The sequence below is a fragment of the Pseudomonas lopnurensis genome (assembly GCF_015070855.1).
Taxonomy (GTDB): Bacteria; Pseudomonadota; Gammaproteobacteria; order Pseudomonadales; family Pseudomonadaceae; genus Stutzerimonas; species Stutzerimonas lopnurensis.
Map to the genome: position 1 here is coordinate 40,837 of NZ_JADDIX010000058.1, position 17,911 is coordinate 58,747.

The window sequence follows — 17,911 nt, forward strand, 5'->3', positions numbered from 1 at the left end:
ATGAAAAAGGCGTCATCCACCCGACGCAACTACCGGCCGACGTCATCCCGGCATGGATCGCACCTCGATGAACAAGGCCTGCGGCACCGTAGGGTGGATGACGCTTCACCCATCCACCGACAACACCGATGGTGGATGAAAAAGGCGTCATCCACCCTACGCAACTACCGACGGACATCATCCCGGCATGGATCGCACCTCGATGGACAAGGCCGGCGGCACCGTAGGGTGGATGACGCTTCACCCATGCACCGACAACACCGGTGGTGGATGAAAAAGGCGTCATCCACCCTACGCAACTACCGACGGACATCATCCCGGCATGGATCGCATCTCGATGAACAAGGCCGGCGGCACCGTAGGGTGGATGACGCTTCACCCATCCACCGACAACGCCGGTGGTGGATGAAAAAGGCATCATCCACCCGACGCAATCCGTGAGCGACGGCATCAGAACTCCACGCCCTTCTGTGCCTTCACGCCCGCCTTGAAGGCATGCTTGACCAGGCTCATCTCGGTGACGGTATCCGCCGCCTCGATCAATCCGGGCGGCGCGCCGCGGCCGGTGACCACGACGTGCTGCAGCAGCGGCCGCGACTCGATGTCGGCGAGCACCGGCTCCAGTTCCAGATAGCCGTATTTCAGCGCGATATTCAGCTCATCCAGCACCACCAGGCCGATATCGGGATCGGCCAGCAGCTCGGCCGCCACCGCCCAGGCCTCGCGGGCCTTGGCGATGTCGCGCTGGCGATCCTGGGTCTCCCAGGTGAAGCCCTCGCCCATCACGTGATAGCGCACCTCCCCGGGGAAACGCCGGAAGAAATTTTCCTCGCCGGTGCTGGCGGCGCCCTTGATGAACTGCACCACGCCAACCTTGATGCCATGGCCCAGCGCCCGGGCGACCATGCCGAAGGCCGAACTGCTCTTGCCCTTGCCGTTGCCGGTGTGCACCAACAACAGGCCGTATTCGTCCTGCGCCTCGGCGATCTTCGCGTCGACCACCGCCTTCTTGCGCTGCATCCGCGCCCGGTGGCGTGCATCGCGCGCGTCCATCAGCGTACCTGCCGCTGAAGGTACAGGCGCAGCGCCGAGACGATGCCGAGGTGCAGCACCAGCGCCGTGCCGACGTAGAACGCCAGGTTGCCCAGGTGACGCGGCAGGTACTCGGCGATGCGCGGCAGGAAGCCGGCCAGCGTCGGCTCCAGATAGCGGCCCGAGAAGAAATAGAAAGCCCCGCCGGAGATCAGGTAGGCGACGAAGCCCGCCGCCAGCAGCGTCAACACCAGTACGGCCAGGCTGCGCAGGTCGTCGCGCTGCCAGCCAGCGAACAGCCGCCCGGCCAGCCACAGGCTGCCGTAGGCCGGCACCAGCGCCCAGTAGGCCGGCGACAGGCACCAGTCGCTGATGCTGCCGCTGGCCAGGGAGCCGAAGTCCAGCACGGACGCCGCGGCGAACAGCAGCACGAACATCCAGCGCGGGCGCAGGTAGAAGCCGGCGAGGAAGAAGATCGACCAGCTTGCGCTGGGCAGGTTCTCGACGCTGGCGAAGTGCTGGCCGCGGGTCATGGCCATCAGCAGGATCAGCGCGCCGCCGATTGCCAGTTGGGCGCGGGTGGACAGGACGTGCATGGTGTTTTCCTCGGGTAGGTTGCCGGGTTACAGGGCCTGATAACGCAGGGTGAAATACACCGCGCGGCCGGGCTGCTCGTAGGTCTGGATCGTTTCGTAGTCGCGGTCGAACAGGTTCGCCAGCTTGACCTGCAGGCGCCAGGCCTCGTCGAGGCGGTACTCGCTGCGCAGGTCCACCAGGGCGTAGCCGGGCATGCGAGTGCTTTCGGCATTGCTCGCCTTGTCGAAGCGCTCGCTCGCCGCGTACAGCGAGGCGCCCAGGCCGACGGCGCCGAACTGGCGATCCAGATCCAGGTTGAACTGACGCTTGGCGCGGCGCTGCAGCAGGTGGCCATGGTTGGCCTTGCTGCGGTCCTGCGGGTCCATGAAGGTCAGGTTGGCGGCCAGCTCCCAGCCGGCCAGCACGGTGGCGACGCGGGTCTCGATGCCGCGGATACGCGCCACGTCGACGTTTTCCGGACGCATCGGGCTGGTGCCCGCCCAGACGATCAGGTCCTCGATCTGGTTTTCATAGGCGTTGACGCTCCATTCGCCCCAGCCGTGGCTGCCGCGGATGCCCAGTTCATAGCTTTCCGACTCTTCCGGCTGGACGTCCGGATTGCCGGCGGTGGAGCTGCTTGCCGGGTAGTACAGGTCGTTGAAGGTCGGCGCGCGGTAGGCGGTGCCATAGGCGGCGGTCAGCGTCAGCGCGTCGCTCAGGTCGAAGCTGTAGCCCAGGCTGCCGGTATCGTGCGAACCGAAGAACTCGTCCTTGTCGCGGCGCAGGCCGGCCTGCACGCCGTGGCGGCCGAAGGCGGCCTGGTACTGGACGAAGTAGCCCCTGTTGTAGCGGCTGTCCTTGAGGTAGCTGTCGCTGCTGTCGATACGGTCCGTCTGGTAGTCCATGCCGATGCTCAGCACCTGCGCCTCGGCCAAGTGGAAATCGTTCTGCCAGTTGAAGCTGTCGCGGCGGGTATCGAAGCGCGAATAGAAGCGGCCGTCCTGGAAGTTGTCCCCCAGGTCCTCGCTGTGCCCGGCCTGCAGGGTGACGTCCCAGAACGCCTGCGGCGAGAAGCGCGCACGGCCGCTGAGCGCCTGCAGCGAGCCGTCGCCGTAGGCATAAGTGCCGCTCGTCCTTCCCGTTTTCTCACTGTAACTGCGGCTGTCGAAGTCGCTGTGGTTCTCGCTCTGCAGCCAGCTGCCGTCGAGCTCCAGGCCGTTGTCGAAGCGATAGCCGGCGCGCAGCAGACCGGACAACTCGCGGTAGCCGTCGGCATCCGGCTCGTAGGCCCTGGGCGCGCTGCTGCGGTAGGCGCGGGCATTGATGCCGTCGGTGGACTCGCTGGCCACGCCGAGGTTGAACCAGCCGTTGCCGTGGCTGCCGGCCACGCCGGCCGATCCGCTGTAGCTCGAGCGCGAACCGGCACCTACCGAGAAGTAAGGCTTGAAGCCAGCGGCGCCACCGCGACGGGTGAAGATCTGGATCACCCCACCCATGGCTTCCGAACCGTACAGGCTGGAGCGCGGCCCACGGACGATTTCGATGCGCTCGATCTGCTCCACCGGGATACTCTGCAGCGCGGCGCTGCCGGAGGTGGCCGAACCGACCCGGACCCCGTCGATCAGCACCAGCACGTGCTTGTCGCTGGTGCCGCGGATGGACACCGAGGTGCTCTTGCCGCGCCCGCCATTGCTGGTGACGCTGACCCCGGCCAGGCGCTGCAGCAGCTCCGGCACGCTGCCGGCCTGCTGGCGTTCGATGTCGTCACGGGTAATGAGGCTGCTGGACGCGATGGACACCGGCGAATGGCCGGTGCGGCTGGCGGTGATCACCTGCTGGCCCAACAGCAGGGCATCGCCGTGATCGGCCAGGACACAGGAAGGGAGGCCCAGCAGCACCACGGCCAGGGGAAGGGAATTGCGCATCGATCGAGGTTCTCCGTCGTGCCCGCCGCACGACTCAGGGTCGGTAACGACAGACGGAGGAACCCGCATGAGGAGGGAATACCCGCAAGGGCATACACCCACTCAGCGCCCGCCGCACTGTCAGTGAAATACGACAGGCCGGTCTCCGGGCTTGCGAGTGGATGCTGCGTGGCATCCCGAAACCGCGCCTTCCCGTGCGTGAGCACAGTGGCCGTTGCGGTTTCTCGACTCGCCTACCGTTGCGGGGGCAGCGCCGGAATCTTCGTGAGAATGGACCGGCTTCCCTGTTTCACCACTGGCATTGAGCCAGTGGCACCTGAGGCGACGCGGAGGTTAGTCCAAGGCCGGGCGCCGCGCAACCATCGGGTTGTCGCAGCACAATCTCCATGTGCATGTTGCCGGCAATCGCTTGGAACGGCGGACGGCGGCAGGCTTCGAATGCAACAATGCCCCTGCACGCCATCGGCCATCGAGACATGCCCTGCCCCATGACCACGATCCTGCAGATCTCCGACACCCATTTCGGCACCGAACAGCCAGCCGTGGTCCAGGCGCTGGAAGACCACGTGCGCGAGCACGGCGCCGACCTGCTGGTCTTCTCCGGCGACATCACCCAACGCGCCCGCCGCGGCCAGTTCGCCGCGGCGCAGGCCTTCGTCGAGCGGCTACACGGCCATGGCATCACCGATGCCCTGGTGATTCCAGGCAACCATGACATCCCGCTGTACAACCTCTTCGCCCGCTTCCTCACGCCCTACGGCAACTACCGCCGGCACTTCGGCGACGAGCTGGAACCGGTCTTCGAGAACGAACAGATGCTGGTGATCGGCCTCAACACCACGCACCCGCGGCGCCACAAGGACGGCCGGGTGACGCCCGAACAGGCCGAGGCGGTGGCGCAGCGGCTGGCGCGCACCGACGGCGAGAAGGTGCGCATCGTGGTCGCCCACCAGCCCTTCGGCGCCATGGTACAGAGCGACCTGAGCAACCTGCAGCACGGTGCCGAACCCGCCCTGCAGCGTTGGGCCGAGCACGGCCTGGACCTGGTGATGGGCGGGCATATCCACCTGCCCTACGTGCTGCCGTTGTCCAGGCAGTACCAGGGATTGGCGCGGGAAATCTGGATGGTGCAGGCCGGCACCACGCTGTCCTCGCGGCTGCGCGGCACCTCGCCGAACTCCTTCAACCGGCTGAAGCTCACGCCGGGCGCGCAGAAAAAGGTCTGCGTCGAGCGCTGGGACATGCTCGACGACCATTTCGCCCTTGGCTCGCACTTCAATCTGGGCTGGTGAACGGCGCCCGGACGATACGTTGGTGCGCTGCACGCGCCGCCGGCTCATGCGCAAAACGCAGGTTGCAACCCACCGAACGGAGCAGACGCCAACGCCCTATCGGCGGGCTGCTCCGCCCTACGATGCGGCCAAAAGCTGAAGCCTGAAAGCATCGCCCCGACTCGGGCAATACCCAAGGATATGGTCGATGCCAGGCCGCCGGGAGCAGCCGCGGTCGCTCACGAAAACAGCAGGTGCACACCGAACCCTGCAGGAGGCGCGCCCTCGCGCCGATACAGGCCGGTCAGCCGGAACGCTCAGGGATTGCTGGCCAGGCGCTCGGTCTCGAGCAGGCGCTTGGCGCTGAGGTAGTTCTTCTGCCAGTAGCCGCTGGCCAGGCTGTCCAGCCGCACCGTCCCGCCGGTGGAAGGGGCATGGACGAACCGGCCTTCGCCGACATAAATGCCGGCATGGCTGACGCGGCGCCCGCCACTGGTGGCGAAGAACAGCAGATCGCCGGCCTGCAGGGCATCACGACCGACGTCGGAGCCGCGTACCCGGCTCATCTCGAGCGTGGTGCGCGGCAGGCTGATGCCGGCCGCGCCACGATAGACGTAGCCGATCAGGCCGCTGCAGTCGAAGCCGCTGTCCGGCGTATTGCCGCCGTAGCGATAGGGTGTGCCGACCAGCCCCAGGGCACTGAAGAGAACGTCCTCGGCCGTAGCGGAAACCGGCCGCTCGACCGGCGCGATGACCGGCGGCTGCGGTGCGTGACCGGCGCAGGCGGTGAGCAGAGCGATCAGCAGGATGATCGAGAGACGGGCCGAAAAAGGCATGGCAGAGCGGTCCTGGCGGTCGAGCCATCACTCTGCCGGCATGCGCGGGAAGACGCAACCCCGCGGCATCGGCAAATATTCAACGACGCTTCAGCGGCGGACCGTGGTCGAGCCCGTGTCCGGCGCCAGGGCCAGCACGCGCTTGGCTTCCATGTAGCTGGCGCGCCAGTACCTGTCGTCCAGGCTGTCGACCCGCACACCGCCGCTGCGGCTGCTGGAAGCATGGATGAACTGGTCGTCGCCGATATAGATACCGGCATGGCTGACCCGCCCGCGGCCACGGTTGTTGAAGAACAGGATATCGCCCGGCTCCAGCTCGCTGCGCTTGACCAGCGGCGCATCGAGGTTGATCAGCTCGCGGGTGGAGCGCGGCAGCTCGAGCCCGGCTTCCTTGCGGAACAGGAAACCGACGAAGCCACTGCAGTCGAAACCGGTTTTCACCGAGCTGCCACCGTAACGATACGGCGTGCCGACCAGGGTGAAGCCGCGCTCGAGAATGCTGTCGGCCAACGGCGGCAGCTCGTAGCTCCGTTCATCGGTGAGTTCGCGCAACTGCTGCTCGCTCGGCTCGTTGCTGTCGAGCTCGGCGGCCGCCTGGTCGAAATGGTACGACCGTTGCGGCTGGGGTTGCGGGTTGCTGTCGGGCTGGATCTGCTGCCCGGCACAGGCGGTCAGCAAGGCTATCAGTGCAAAAGGCACGAGGGGTGCGAAGCGTTGGCGCATGGGCACGGCCGTGTCGGTGATTTCAAAGTGCCGGCGACTATGCCTGCTATCGCTTCGATGATCAAATTTTATCGGATGAAATGTGACGGATCAGCTGCGGCAAAACGTCTGCCGCCCCGCCCTCGAGATGGACATCCACGAAGGCGGAGAGCTCGCCTGCCTGCGGATTGATCTCGGCGGTGAAGCCGCCGCCCCGCCGCGCACGCAGCACCGGCTCGACGATATAGGCGAAGCTGGCCGAGGTGCCGACCGCCAGCACCGCGTCGAAGCCCAGCGCCAGTTGCGTCTGCAGGCGGCCGAGTTCGGCCTCGGGCAGCAGTTCCTCGAACAGCACCACCGGCGGCCGCAGCACGCCACCGCAGCGATCGCAGCGTGGTGGCAGCGGGCGCTGCAGGTGCTCGGCCAGCTCAAAGCTGCGCTGCCGGCAATCCATGCAGAACAGCGGCGACAGCTCGCCATGGATCTCGATCAGCCTTTGCACCGGGCTGCCGGCGGCGCGGTGATAGCCATCGACGTTCTGCGTCAGCACCCAGCAACCGGGCTTGCGCCGCTGCAGTTCGGCAAGGGCGAAGTGGCCGGCATTGGGGCGGGCGCCCAGACAGGCGCGACCGATCTCGGCGAGATACTTCCAGCACAGCGCAGGGTCGCGGCGCAGCATCGGCCCGGACAGCGCCGCCTCGATCGGCAGTCCCTCCTCGGTATGGCCGTTGTACAACCCACCCAGGCCGCGATAGGTGGGCAGCCCGGAATCGGCGGACAGCCCGGCGCCGGTGATGACCAGAATCCGCTCGGCCCGGGCCAGTGCCTGGGCGACCAGTTGAATCTGCGCGTGCATAGGATCTCCGTAGCTGCGGGCATGGCTCCGGCGTGGCCGACGGAACGCCATGGATATCGGCATCATAGCGAAGCCTCGGTTTCCAAGGCTGCATTGCACGCATCGATGCTTGCGCATCAACCGCGGGCACGCGCAGCGCACCCGCTGCGTTCTTTACCGGTTGCCTCGCCGCGCCCGCCGCAATCAGCCCAAACGGGCATCGAACAGGATCAGATAGCCGAGCATGGCGAACGTCCAGGCAGGCAGCGGCCCGAGCAGCCAGCCCCACAGCCACAGCCGCGGAACGAAGCCGACGCCGTGTACGAAGCCAGCCGATACGCCCCACATCACCAGCATCAGCAGCGGATGGCTGTAGCCACCCCGGCTGTCGAGCATCGCCGCCGGGTGGATCAGCAATACCAGCGCCAGCGGCGTGGCCAGCAGCAGCGACAGCACACGGCTGGCCGGCCGGTAGAGCCAGGCAGTGGCCGTGCCGATCACGGCTCGTCCGCATCCAGATCCTGCGTGGCTTCGAGCCACAGCGCGTTGATGATACCGAAGCTGCAGGCCAGCAGCACACCGAGAATCCAGGTGAAATACCACATAGTCGTTTCTCCTTGGCGACGCGGGCGCGGGCCGCCCGCCCGCGCGATCAGTACAGCCCGTGGGGGTTGGCCTCGATGCTCCTGTCGTTCAGCCGGCCCCACATGCGGATGTAGCTCCACAGCGTGTAGCAGAGGATCAGCGGCACGAAGATGCAGGCCACGACGAACATGATGCCCAGGGTCTTGCGGCTCGACACCGCATCCCACAGGGTCAGGCTCGATGCCGGATCGAGGCTCGACGGGAAGACGAAGGGGAACAGCGCGAACCCCGCGGTGCAGATGCTGCCGACGATCATCAGGCTGGTGCCGAGGAAGCTCGTCCCACCGCTGTTGCGGCGAGTACCGAGCAGCGCCAGCAACGCACCGGCGATGCCGATGACCGGCGCGATCAGGGTGATCGGATACAGGCTGTAGTTGCCCAGCCAGCCGGCGTTGTTCTGCGCCACCTGCTTGTGCAACAGCGGATTGAGCGCCGCCCCCGGATCGGTGACCGACAGTTGGCTGAAGCCCTGGATGCCCAGCGCCAGCCACAGCCCGGCCGCCACGAAGCCGAGCAGGAACACCAGCGCGCACAGCCGGGTCGCCTGCCGCGACCGCTCGCCCAGCGCGCCGTCGGTGCGCAGCATCAGCCAGGCACCGCCGTGGGCGCCGAGCATGCTCAGGCTGACGATGCCGCACAGCAGCGCGAAGGGGTTGAGCAGCGCGAAGAAGGAACCCTGGTAGCTGGAACGCATCAGCTCGTCGAGCTGGAACGGCAGGCCGAGGAACAGGTTGCCGAAGGCCACGCCGAACACCAGTGCCGGCACCGCGCCACCGACGAACAGCGCCCAGTCCCAGGCGTTGCGCCAGCGCGGGTCTTCCACCTTGCTGCGGTAGTCGAAGCCCACCGGCCGGCAGAAGAGTGCGAACAGCACCAGCAGCATCGCCCAGTACAACCCGGAGAAGGCCACCGCGTAGACCATCGGCCAGGCGGCGAACAGCGCGCCGCCAGCGGTGATGAACCAGACCTGGTTGCCATCCCAGTGCGGCGCGATGGTGTTGATCGCCACCCGCCGCTCGTTGTCGGTCTTGCCGACGAAGGGCATCAGAGCCATGGCGCCCATGTCGAAGCCATCGGTCAGGGCGAAGCCGATCAGCAGCACGCCGATCAGCACCCACCAAATGAGTTTGAGAACCTCGTAGTCGAACATCTTGCTTACCTCACACGGCGGAAGGTTCGGTGGGGGCATCTTTTGCGGGCGCCGGCACGGCGACAACCTCGCGCAGCGTCTGCACCTGGTTCGCCGCGGACGCTTCCCGTTCGAAGTGATAACGGCCGGTATGCAGGCTGCTCGGACCGAGCCGCGCGAAGCGGATCATCAGGAACATTTCCACCACCAACAGCAGGCTGTAGAAGGCCACCAGGGCGATCAGCGAACCCCAGATGTCGCCTGCGGCGAGCGTCGAGGTGGAGAGATGGGTCGGCAGTACCTCGGCGATCGACCAGGGCTGGCGGCCGTGCTCGGCGACGTACCAGCCGGTCTGCGCCGCGATCCACGGCAGCGGCAGGCTGAACAGCGCGCATTTCAGCAGCCAGGGCTTGTTCTCGGCATTGCGCTTGATCGAGGCCCAGCTCGCCAGCGCGAACAGCAGCAGCATGAGAAAGCCTGCGGCAACCATGGCCCGGAAGGTCCAGAACAGGCTGAACACGTCGGGGATGGTGTCCAGCGCGGCGAGCCGGATCTGCTCGTCGCTGGCATCCACCACGTTCTCGGTGTAGCGCTTGAGCAGCAGCCCGTAGCCCAGGTCCTGCTTGACCGCGTCGAAGGCGGCGATGGCCTCGGGCGAGTCGTCGCCGGTGCGCAATTGCTGCAACCGCTCGTAGGCAAGCATGCCGTTGCGGATGCGCAGCTCGTGCTCGGCGAGCAACTGCTTGATGCCCTTGATCTGCTCGTCCACCGAGCGGGTGGCGATCAGCCCCAGCGCATAGGGAATCTTCACCTCGTAGTCGGTGCGCATCTCCTGCTGATTGGGCAGGCCGAACAGCGTGAAGCCGGCCGGTGCCGGATGGGTTTCCCACTCGGCTTCGATGGCAGCGAGCTTGACCTTCTGCACGTCGCCGATCTCGTAGCCGGACTCGTCGCCGAGGATGATCACCGAGATCGTCGAGGCCAGGCCGAACACCGCGGCGATGGCGAACGAGCGCCGGGCGAAACCCAGGTCACGCTTGTTCAGCAGGTAGTAGCTGGAGATGGCCAGGACGAAGATCGCCCCGGTGACGTAGCCGGCCGACACGGTATGGACGAACTTCACCTGCGCCACCGGGTTGAACAGCAGCGCGCCGAAGTCCACCAGCTCCATGCGCATGGTCTCGAAATTGAATTCCGAGCCCACCGGGTTCTGCATCCAGCCATTGGCGATGAGAATCCACAATGCCGAGAGGTTCGAACCCAGCGCCACCAGCCAGGTGACGGCCAGGTGCTGCACCCTGCTCAGGCGATCCCAGCCGAAGAAGAACAGCCCGATGAAGGTGGATTCGAGAAAGAACGCCATCAGCCCCTCGATGGCCAGCGGCGCACCGAAGATGTCGCCGACGTAGTGGCTGTAGTAGGCCCAGTTGGTGCCGAACTGGAACTCCATGGTCAGCCCGGTGGTGACGCCGAGGGCGAAGTTGATGCCGAACAGCTTGCCCCAGAATTTGGTCATGTCCTGGTAGATCTGCTTGCCGGTCATGACGTAGACCGATTCCATGATGGCGAGCAGGAAGGCCAGCCCCAGGGTCAGCGGCACGAACAGAAAGTGATACATCGCCGTCATGGCGAATTGCAGGCGTGATAGATCGACAACGCTTTCCGAGATCATCTCGGCCCTCCCTCGGGGATCGAGCCCCGCGAATCAAGCAAATATTCGGCAACCCGCGCCGAACCGTTCTCGGGAATGCTGGGAGCATCGAACCAGATGCTTTTTATGGTCATGAGGATCGCGACCTTGACCAGCAGAATCAGCACGACGTCCCGCCTGAGCGACGGCTTGAACATGCCTACCTCCCTGCTCGCATACTGATATGCACTGCCCCGGCGTTTGCGCCTTCGGCAGCATGCTGCGATTGAAGGCCCCCCTTGGGGTGGGGGCCGAAACCGGGCACTGCATCCCCGGCTCAATCGCTCCACCTCGAACCCACCCGTGGAAGCGCTGCTCGGGCTCGAGGCAACGAAAGTGTCCGGTCCGTTACCCGGGGCGACAACTGCGACAGCCTGCCCCACCCCATCGGTGCCGACTTCGGCGGCATTGGCCCGTCGGGCTTCGCCGCGCTCGGCGACAAGCCGTTCGAGAGGGTCGGACCGCCGGCCCATTGCCCTGCAACGCGTGATTGAGCGAGGGCCTTTGCCATGGCGCATCCGGGCGCCGGCCCGACACCGCGGCGAGCTGTCGCAGTCAGGGCACCCTGAGCCAGCGGCGGAAGCCATTGCCGCCGGTGCCGGAAAGCGGGCTCCAGGCGAAGTCCCAGGGCGGCGGGGGCAGCTCTTCCTCCTCGGCCGCAAACGGGCGAGCCCCCTGGCGTACACGCGGCTTCCAGTCGAAGACGTGTTCGCTGCTGCCACGCCAGCCAAGCACGATGCCGAGCGCCGGACTGTCATCGCCGCCAACCCAACGCGCCGCCGCAGCGATCAGCATCGCCTCGATATGATCCTGGTCGACCCGCTCGCGGTAGTCCGAAATCAGCAACCAGCGGCAGACGCCGAGGTGAAAGGTCCAGTTGAGCGCGAGCTGACGGGCATAGGCCCAGGTCATGAATGCGCGGAAGATGTTCAGCCCGTCCGGCGGGTCCAGCTTGAGCAGACGCGGGCAGACATCGAACAAGGCGTGCCAGTACGGCAGCAGCTTGGCATCCAGATGCACGAAGCTGCGGGCATTGCTGGGGTAATCCGGGAAGGGCAGCCGATAGCTGATGCGGCCTTCGGCGCGGGCGAATCTTTCCATCATGGTCATGTGGTGAGTCCCCTGTTTGACCGTGCCGTCGGAATGCTCCGACAGTTGCCAGTCCGGCGCGCAGCGCATGGCTGCGGCACCTGGACACCATGGATACGGCAGTTGGGGACTTCAGGGTGCGCGGGGATTCAGCGATGGCCAGTAATGACGCGGACCGAGCCGCTCCCGTTGCGGGACCGGCGTCGTGGTCGTCGCCCTGCGGCCCAGCCAGGCCAGGGCGAACAGCACGAGGATGCCGAGGAAGACCGAACCGCACAGCGGGCAGTCGAGCGCCTGCTCGGACAGGTCGTGAACGTCCGCGGGGAGCGCACCGCCGCCTGGCGACGCGCCGTCGCCGAGACAGAAGGCATCCTGCCCCATGGCCAGCCCGAAGCCCACGTGCGCTGCATGGTTCAGGCTACAAACGAAGGCATTGATCAGGATGCAGGTGAGGAGTACCCACACGATCCGCGCACGCTTGACGTTGACGATGGTCATGTTTCGACTCTACACCGGGTTCACGGCACCAGTGCTGCGCCAAACCGTCGCAGTGTGCCTGGCCGCCAGCCCAGTGGTGGCACTCGCTTGGGTGCGCGCCACGCACCGTGCGGCGTGCCCTGCCGATGGATTCAGTGATTGACGGTAAAAGCCAGCATCGCCGAAAGCTGGCACAACGGCCGCCCGCTTTCGACCTGCCACTGGTTGAACACGGCCTGCACCGCGGCCTGGTCGCGCTGGCTGCTGGGCACCCTGTCGACGATCTCCTGCGCCTTCAGCGCGGCGACCACGTCGTTGCTGGGAACGAAGGTGTCCTTGCCGGCCATGCGCAGCAGGCGCGGCGCCGACAACCCGCCGAGCTGGCTGCCGTACCTGGCGAGATAGCGCCACAGGCCAACGATATCCTCGCCCGGCCAGTCGGCCAGCAGGTTGCCGAAGCGGCCCTGCTGCCTCGCCACATCGAGCACGAACTGCGCGTTGCGTGGCACGCTCTTGAGTTTGCCGAGGTGGCGGATCAGTTGTGCGTTCTGCATCAGCCGCTCGATATGCTCGCCGCCCATGAGCACCACCTTCTCCGGGTCGAAGCCGAAGAAGGCCTGTTCGAAGGCCGGCCACTTGGCGTCCACCAGGCTGTGCTTGAGCCCGGCGCGGAAGATGCGCAGGCTGATCAGCGACAGGTAGCGATCGTCCGAAACGCTGCGCAACTCATCGGCACTGCGCGGCTGCGGCAGGCGCGCCTCCAGCGCCGCGGCCGAGCCGAAACGGTTGAGGCAGTATTCGTGCAGCCATTTGTAGTCATGCATGGGTGGTATCCGGTTGCGACGGCAGCGGCACAGGGTGCCGACGACCGGCCCGCCTCGCAAGCCCGTCGTCGCCCAAGCGTTTTCCACCCTAACTGCCGCAATGGTGCAAACGGTGGACACGCTTCGCGTTGTCCACCCTACGTGTCGTGCAGGCATTCGCGGAGCGCCGTGCAGCTTGTCGGACTCAGCCACGCAGGCGCCGGGCCGCCTCGCGCAGCAGCCGCTCCGTGCCACTCCAGCCCAGACAGCCATCGGTAATGGACACGCCGTAGCGCAGCTCGCCCGACAACGGCTGGCAGCCGTCGAACAGGTGGCTTTCGAGCATCACACCGCGCAGGCTGGCATCGCCGGCCAGGCGCTGCTCGATTACGCTTGCCAGCACGGCGGGCTGACGCAACGGGTCCTTGCCGCTGTTGGCGTGACTGCAATCGACCATGATCCGTGGCGCGATGCCCTGCTTCTGCAGCGCGGCGCGCGCGGCGGCGACACTGGCGGCATCGTAGTTGGGCGCGCGATGCCCGCCGCGCAGCACCAGGTGGGTATCCGGGTTGCCGCGGGTCTCCAGCAACGCCGGATGGCCCAGTGCGTCGAGGCCGAAATGCCGGTGCGGATGCGCTGCCGAGCGCATGGCGTCGCAGGCGATCCCCAGGCTGCCGTCGGTGCCGTTCTTGAAGCCCACCGGCAGATCCAGCCCGCTGACCATCTCGCGGTGGATCTGCGACTCGCTGGTACGTGCGCCGATGGCGGCCCAGCCGAGCAGATCGTCGAAGTAACCGGCGGCCAGCGGCTGCAGCAGTTCGCTGGCGAGCGGCAGGCCGGTCTCGAGGATGTCCAGCATCAGCCGACGTGACAGCCGCAACCCTTCGGCCATGTCGCCGCTGCCGTCCAGCTGCGGATCGTAGACCAGGCCTTTCCAGCCAACGGTGGTGCGCGGTTTTTCCACGTAGGCGCGCATCACCAGCAATAGCTGGTCGCTGACCTGCGGCGCCAGTTCGGCCAGGCGCTGGGCGTAGTCCAGCGCGGCGGCCGGATCATGCAGCGAACAGGGGCCGACGACCACCAGCAGGCGCGGGTCGCGGCCCTCGAGTACGGCGCGGATGGCGTTGCGGTCGTTGCGGATGCGTTCGGCCAGCACGGCGTCGAGCGGCAGCCGCTGACGCAACACGGCGGGGCTGGGCAACGGCTGGGCGGTACGGCGGGCGGGAAGCGAGTCGACCGCAGCGGATTCGGCGACGGCGAGCGGGATGGCGAGGTTCTGGGCGGTAGCGGATGCATTCATGATCTGGCGGTTCCTTCTGCCGGCGCGGGTGGTCCCGCGACGGCACTAGTCGAGTGTTCGTTCGCGTGGTGTCGGGGCAGCGGCGAAGCGGCTAAATCGCCAGTCGTAGCGGTAATGACGGTCGGTGCGGTAAGTGGTCATGGCGTATTCCTCGTTGCGTTGGGCCTTCGCTGGCCGAAAAAACAAAACCCCCGGTCGGGTGGCCGACCGGGGGTTCGAAAACATCTCTGGTGGCGACCCTGCTTGCTAGGGCGCCTGTGGGGTATCAGGCGCGCCAGTGGCTAAACCAATACCCGAAGTAATAACCGCCAGCGGCGACCACCTGGCCAAGCGCCGGCGCGGTGCGGACGGCACCGGCGTTGGCAAGGGACAGGGAAGCGAGGCTGAGGGACATGCTGTTCTCCGAAAGATGTCCTGAACCATACTCCAGCGCGCCGGCGGGTTTCAACCGCAATATCCGGCGGGATGGTGTCGGTTGGGGTGGGCGCAGGTGTGACGTTGGGCTTCGGCGCCATGCGCCTCAACCCAACCTACGGTCATCGCGCCGACACCGCGCGGCGTGGCCTCATGGTCGGGGCGCAATACGGTAGGTTGGGTTGAGCGCAGCGAAGCCCAACGAGCGGAATCTCAGGCAACCTCGGCATGACGCTGGGTTTCGGCGCTACACGCCCCAACGGAGCGCCGCCCGCCCCGCCCTACAGGCTCATCACATCGACGAAGCGCGGCGTGGCGTCGTTGTCGATGCGCAGGCTCTTGAAATCGAACAGGTTGCGATCAGCCAGTTGCGAGGGCACCACGTTCTGCAGCGCGCGGAACATGATCTCGGTGCGCCCCGGCGACTTGCGTTCCCACTCCTGCAGCATTTCCTTGACCACCTGGCGCTGCAGGTTTTCCTGCGAGCCGCAGAGGTTGCAGGGGATGATCGGGAATGCCTTCATCTTCGCGTAGGCCTCGATATCGGCCTCGCTGCAATAGGCCAGCGGGCGGATCACCACGTTGCGGCCGTCGTCGGAGAGCAGCTTGGGCGGCATGGCCTTGAGCGTGCCGCCGTAGAACATGTTGAGGAAGAAGGTCTCGAGGATGTCGTCGCGATGGTGCCCGAGCGCCATCTTGGTCGCGCCGATCTCGTCGGCGAAGGTGTAGAGCGTGCCGCGGCGCAGGCGCGAGCACAGCGAGCAGGTGGTCTTGCCTTCCGGGATCTTCTCCTTGACCACCGAATAGGTGTCCTTCTCGACGATGTGGTACTCGACGTCGATGGACTGCAGGTACTCGGGCAGCACGTGCTCGGGGAAACCCGGCTGCTTCTGGTCCATGTTCACCGCCACGATCTCGAAGCGGATCGGCGCGACCTTCTGCAGATACAGCAGCACGTCGAGCATGGTGTAGCTGTCCTTGCCTCCGGACAGGCAGACCATGACCTTGTCGCCGTCCTCGATCATGTTGAAGTCGGTGACGGCCTCGCCGGCCAGGCGGCGCAGGCGCTTCTGCAGTTTGTTCTGGTTGACCGAAAGGGTACCCATGGCGAAAGTCCGGAAGAGATGCGAAAACCGGGCATTTTACGCGCAAAGCGCGCCCGGCCCCAGCCCGTTCGCCGCCCGCTCGTTAATGTGATACGCAGCCGGGCCGCATGCTGGCACTGTGGTAGGGTCTGGCGATGATCGAAGACCTCTGCCCTGCCCTGGACCTGCCCGAGCAACTGCTGATCCTGCTGCGCGAACACCCCGAAGGCTGCAGCGAGTACCAGCTGATCCAGCAGCTCAAGCGCCGCCACAGCACGCATATCCCGAACCTGCCGCTGACCGACAAGCTCGTGCTGTTCCGCACCCACTTTCTGGTGTTCAACGCGCTCTATCTGTTGCGCGACCGCCTCCGGGAGCAGGCCAGCGGCCACCTGGAGATCAATCCGCTGAGCATCCGGCTGCAGCCCTATGCCGCCGGATGCACCGGGCTCAGCGAGCAGGACGCCCTGCGCGAGTATTACCTGGAGCTGAGCAACCTCAAGGAAACCGACGAGGACGACGTCGAGCGGCTGCTGGCCAGTTTCTGGACGCGGATGCAGGGCAGCGACGAGAAGCGCGCCGCGCTGGAGCTGTTCGAGCTGGACCGTTGCGCGCAGCCGCTCACCCTGGCTGTCATCAAGCAGCGCTATCGACAGTTGGTCGGCCTGCATCACCCCGACCGGGGCGGCAGCACCCAGCGCCTGCAGTCGATCAATCTGGCCATGGAAATACTGCAACGCTATTACCGCTGAAGGCATAGCTCCGAATTACTCTAATCCGCTGGCTGTAAGGGCGCACCGAATTCCTATACTGCGACATAAGGTCGCACGCGCCGTCCTCGATGACGACCGCCAGGCGAAGCGACCCTCCATAAACAGAGGAGACGCTGGCATGATCAATCACGTTTGGGGGCTGTTCACCCATCCCGGTCAGGAATGGAGAGAGATCCGCGGCGAAGAAGAAACTATCAGCCACATGTATCTGACGCATGTCCTGCTGCTGGCGGCGATTCCAGCGGTATCCGCCTACATCGGCGCGACCCAGGTCGGCTGGAGCATCAACGGTGGCGAACCGGTCAGGCTGACCCAGGCCAGTTGCATGCAGTTGGCGATACTCGCGTACTTCGCGATGCTCGCCGGGGTCGCCGTGATGGGCGGTTTCATCCATTGGATGGCGCGCACCTACGATGCCAGCCCGACCCTCACCCAGTGCATCGTGTTCGCCGCCTACACCGCGACGCCCTTGTTCATCGGCGGCCTGGCCGGTCTCTATCCGCACCTCTGGCTGGGCATGCTGGTCGGCACCGCGGCGGTCTGCTACACGGCCTACCTGCTCTATGTCGGGCTACCGAAATTCATGAACATCCCCGAAGAGGAAGGCTTCATGTTCTCCAGTTCGGTATTGGCGGTAGGCCTGGTGGTCCTGGTGGCGATCATCGCGCTGTCGGTGATCACCTGGGGCATGGGCATCGGGCCGGTCTACGTGCGTTGACGTCCCGCCTGTCTCTCGAGGCCGCCCACCGGGCGGCCTTTTCGTTTGGCTCCGTCTGAGTCAGCTGTTCAGGGAAAAGGCGCGTTCGATGAAACCCAGGGACTCGTAGGAGCCAGCTTGCGGGCGATCAGCCGCAACACCGATGATCGCCGGCAAGCCGGCTCCTACAGGGTGGGCTTCAGCCCACCACGCATTCGATGAAACCCAGGACTTGTAGACATCATGGATTGACCTGCCCCACCTCGAGAACGCGGGTTATGTTTTCGGAGTGGGAAACACCTTCAACACAGAGCCGCATCGAGGGGGACAGGTCATGAATGAGTTTAACCAAGTCTATGTGGGTTTGGACGTACATAAAGCGACGATTGCCGTAGCGGTGGCGCGTCCTGGGCGCGGAGAGCCGGAGTATCACGGCACTATCGTGAACAGTGACGCGGCGGTGCGCAAACTGCTCAAGCAGTTGAGCCGGCCGGGTGAGTCGCTGAGTTTTTGCTACGAGGCAGGCCCCTGCGGCTACGGCCTTTACCGTGATCTGACAGCACTGGGCCATGGCTGCGCGGTGGTGGCGCCCTCGCTGATTCCGCGCAAGGCGGGCGAGCGGTTGAAAACCG

Annotated in this window: 21 protein-coding genes, 1 pseudogene and 1 riboswitch; of the genes and pseudogenes, 4 read left to right on the plus strand and 18 right to left on the minus strand. The window is 65.8% G+C overall.

The features are described from left to right. The 4 genes from IN820_RS22440 to btuB form a co-directional block, all read right to left on the minus strand. Positions 1 to 451, minus strand: a 451-nt coding sequence (locus tag IN820_RS22440) for a hypothetical protein (RefSeq protein WP_207793598.1), incomplete at its 3' end; no start/stop codon positions are given. Next, positions 451 to 1,053 carry a cob(I)yrinic acid a,c-diamide adenosyltransferase gene (gene cobO, locus IN820_RS11385; protein WP_193681088.1) on the minus strand — a complete coding sequence of 201 codons (603 nt, stop codon included), beginning with the start codon at positions 1,051 to 1,053 and terminating at the stop codon, positions 451 to 453. The genes cobO and IN820_RS22440, both read right to left, overlap by 1 nt. Beyond that, positions 1,053 to 1,628, minus strand: coding sequence for a hypothetical protein (locus tag IN820_RS11390; protein WP_193681089.1), 576 nt, complete (start codon positions 1,626 to 1,628; stop codon positions 1,053 to 1,055). The genes cobO and IN820_RS11390 overlap by 1 nt, the downstream gene beginning before the upstream one ends. Positions 1,629 to 1,655: 27 nt before the next feature. Beyond that, positions 1,656 to 3,533 carry a TonB-dependent vitamin B12 receptor gene (gene btuB / locus IN820_RS11395; protein WP_193681090.1) on the minus strand — a complete coding sequence of 626 codons (1,878 nt, stop codon included), beginning with the start codon at positions 3,531 to 3,533 and terminating at the stop codon, positions 1,656 to 1,658. 119 nt (positions 3,534 to 3,652) lie between these two features. Further along, a riboswitch (cobalamin riboswitch) is annotated at positions 3,653 to 3,868 on the minus strand. A gap of 153 nt (positions 3,869 to 4,021) precedes the next feature. Here btuB and IN820_RS11400 point away from each other — a divergent pair. Beyond that, a complete protein-coding gene (locus IN820_RS11400; protein ID WP_193681105.1) occupies positions 4,022 to 4,825 on the plus strand; it encodes a metallophosphoesterase family protein in 804 nt (267 codons plus the stop codon). Positions 4,826 to 5,121: 296 nt separating this feature from the next. On the opposite strand, the gene IN820_RS11405 is transcribed toward IN820_RS11400, so the two are convergent. The 14 genes from IN820_RS11405 to ttcA form a co-directional block, all read right to left on the minus strand. Further along, the gene (locus IN820_RS11405; protein ID WP_193681091.1) at positions 5,122 to 5,640 is read right to left on the minus strand and encodes a C40 family peptidase; all 519 of its coding nucleotides are present in this window, start codon (positions 5,638 to 5,640) and stop codon (positions 5,122 to 5,124) included. Between the two features lie 90 nt (positions 5,641 to 5,730). Further along, complete coding sequence (locus IN820_RS11410) at positions 5,731 to 6,363, minus strand: C40 family peptidase (protein WP_193681092.1); 633 nt, start codon at positions 6,361 to 6,363, stop codon at positions 5,731 to 5,733. Positions 6,364 to 6,424: 61 nt separating this feature from the next. After that, entirely contained in the window at positions 6,425 to 7,198 is a 774-nt protein-coding gene (locus IN820_RS11415; RefSeq protein WP_193681093.1) for an NAD-dependent deacylase, read from the minus strand. A 183-nt stretch (positions 7,199 to 7,381) separates the two neighbouring features. After that, positions 7,382 to 7,678 carry a cyd operon YbgE family protein gene (locus IN820_RS11420; protein WP_193681094.1) on the minus strand — a complete coding sequence of 99 codons (297 nt, stop codon included), beginning with the start codon at positions 7,676 to 7,678 and terminating at the stop codon, positions 7,382 to 7,384. After that, on the minus strand, positions 7,675 to 7,782 hold the full coding sequence (cydX, locus tag IN820_RS11425) for a cytochrome bd-I oxidase subunit CydX (protein ID WP_193681095.1): 108 nt from the start codon (positions 7,780 to 7,782) through the stop codon (positions 7,675 to 7,677). The genes IN820_RS11420 and cydX overlap by 4 nt, the downstream gene beginning before the upstream one ends. Before the next feature lie 47 nt (positions 7,783 to 7,829). Then, positions 7,830 to 8,972 carry a cytochrome d ubiquinol oxidase subunit II gene (cydB, locus tag IN820_RS11430; protein ID WP_193681096.1) on the minus strand — a complete coding sequence of 381 codons (1,143 nt, stop codon included), beginning with the start codon at positions 8,970 to 8,972 and terminating at the stop codon, positions 7,830 to 7,832. A gap of 10 nt (positions 8,973 to 8,982) precedes the next feature. Then, positions 8,983 to 10,623 (minus strand): cytochrome ubiquinol oxidase subunit I, encoded by a 1,641-nt coding sequence (locus IN820_RS11435; protein WP_193681097.1) that lies wholly within the window; start codon positions 10,621 to 10,623, stop codon positions 8,983 to 8,985. Beyond that, positions 10,620 to 10,799, minus strand: coding sequence for a cytochrome oxidase putative small subunit CydP (gene cydP / locus IN820_RS11440; RefSeq protein ID WP_193681098.1), 180 nt, complete (start codon positions 10,797 to 10,799; stop codon positions 10,620 to 10,622). The genes IN820_RS11435 and cydP overlap by 4 nt, the downstream gene beginning before the upstream one ends. A 397-nt stretch (positions 10,800 to 11,196) precedes the next feature. Next, positions 11,197 to 11,751: a putative natural product biosynthesis protein gene (locus tag IN820_RS11445; RefSeq protein WP_193681106.1), complete on the minus strand. Its 555-nt coding sequence runs from the start codon at positions 11,749 to 11,751 to the stop codon at positions 11,197 to 11,199. 111 nt (positions 11,752 to 11,862) lie between these two features. Beyond that, positions 11,863 to 12,228, minus strand: a complete 366-nt coding sequence (locus IN820_RS11450; RefSeq protein ID WP_193681099.1) for a DUF2946 domain-containing protein — start codon at positions 12,226 to 12,228, stop codon at positions 11,863 to 11,865. Between the two features lie 131 nt (positions 12,229 to 12,359). Next, positions 12,360 to 13,031 (minus strand): DNA-3-methyladenine glycosylase I, encoded by a 672-nt coding sequence (locus IN820_RS11455; protein WP_193681100.1) that lies wholly within the window; start codon positions 13,029 to 13,031, stop codon positions 12,360 to 12,362. 184 nt (positions 13,032 to 13,215) lie between these two features. Beyond that, positions 13,216 to 14,310, minus strand: a complete 1,095-nt coding sequence (locus IN820_RS11460; RefSeq protein WP_193681101.1) for a 3-deoxy-7-phosphoheptulonate synthase — start codon at positions 14,308 to 14,310, stop codon at positions 13,216 to 13,218. A 265-nt stretch (positions 14,311 to 14,575) separates the two neighbouring features. Then, positions 14,576 to 14,704 (minus strand): hypothetical protein, encoded by a 129-nt coding sequence (locus tag IN820_RS22785; protein ID WP_268939449.1) that lies wholly within the window; start codon positions 14,702 to 14,704, stop codon positions 14,576 to 14,578. A 301-nt stretch (positions 14,705 to 15,005) separates the two neighbouring features. Next, complete coding sequence (gene ttcA, locus IN820_RS11465; RefSeq protein WP_193681102.1) at positions 15,006 to 15,830, minus strand: tRNA 2-thiocytidine(32) synthetase TtcA; 825 nt, start codon at positions 15,828 to 15,830, stop codon at positions 15,006 to 15,008. 137 nt (positions 15,831 to 15,967) lie between these two features. Between ttcA and IN820_RS11470 the strand changes: the two genes are divergently transcribed. The 3 genes and pseudogenes from IN820_RS11470 to IN820_RS11480 form a co-directional block, all read left to right on the plus strand. After that, complete coding sequence (locus IN820_RS11470; protein ID WP_193681107.1) at positions 15,968 to 16,561, plus strand: DNA-J related domain-containing protein; 594 nt, start codon at positions 15,968 to 15,970, stop codon at positions 16,559 to 16,561. A gap of 139 nt (positions 16,562 to 16,700) precedes the next feature. Beyond that, positions 16,701 to 17,300, plus strand: coding sequence for a Yip1 family protein (locus IN820_RS11475; RefSeq protein WP_193681103.1), 600 nt, complete (start codon positions 16,701 to 16,703; stop codon positions 17,298 to 17,300). 313 nt (positions 17,301 to 17,613) lie between these two features. After that, positions 17,614 to 17,911 (plus strand): annotated as a pseudogene (locus IN820_RS11480) (IS110 family transposase); the annotation flags it as partial.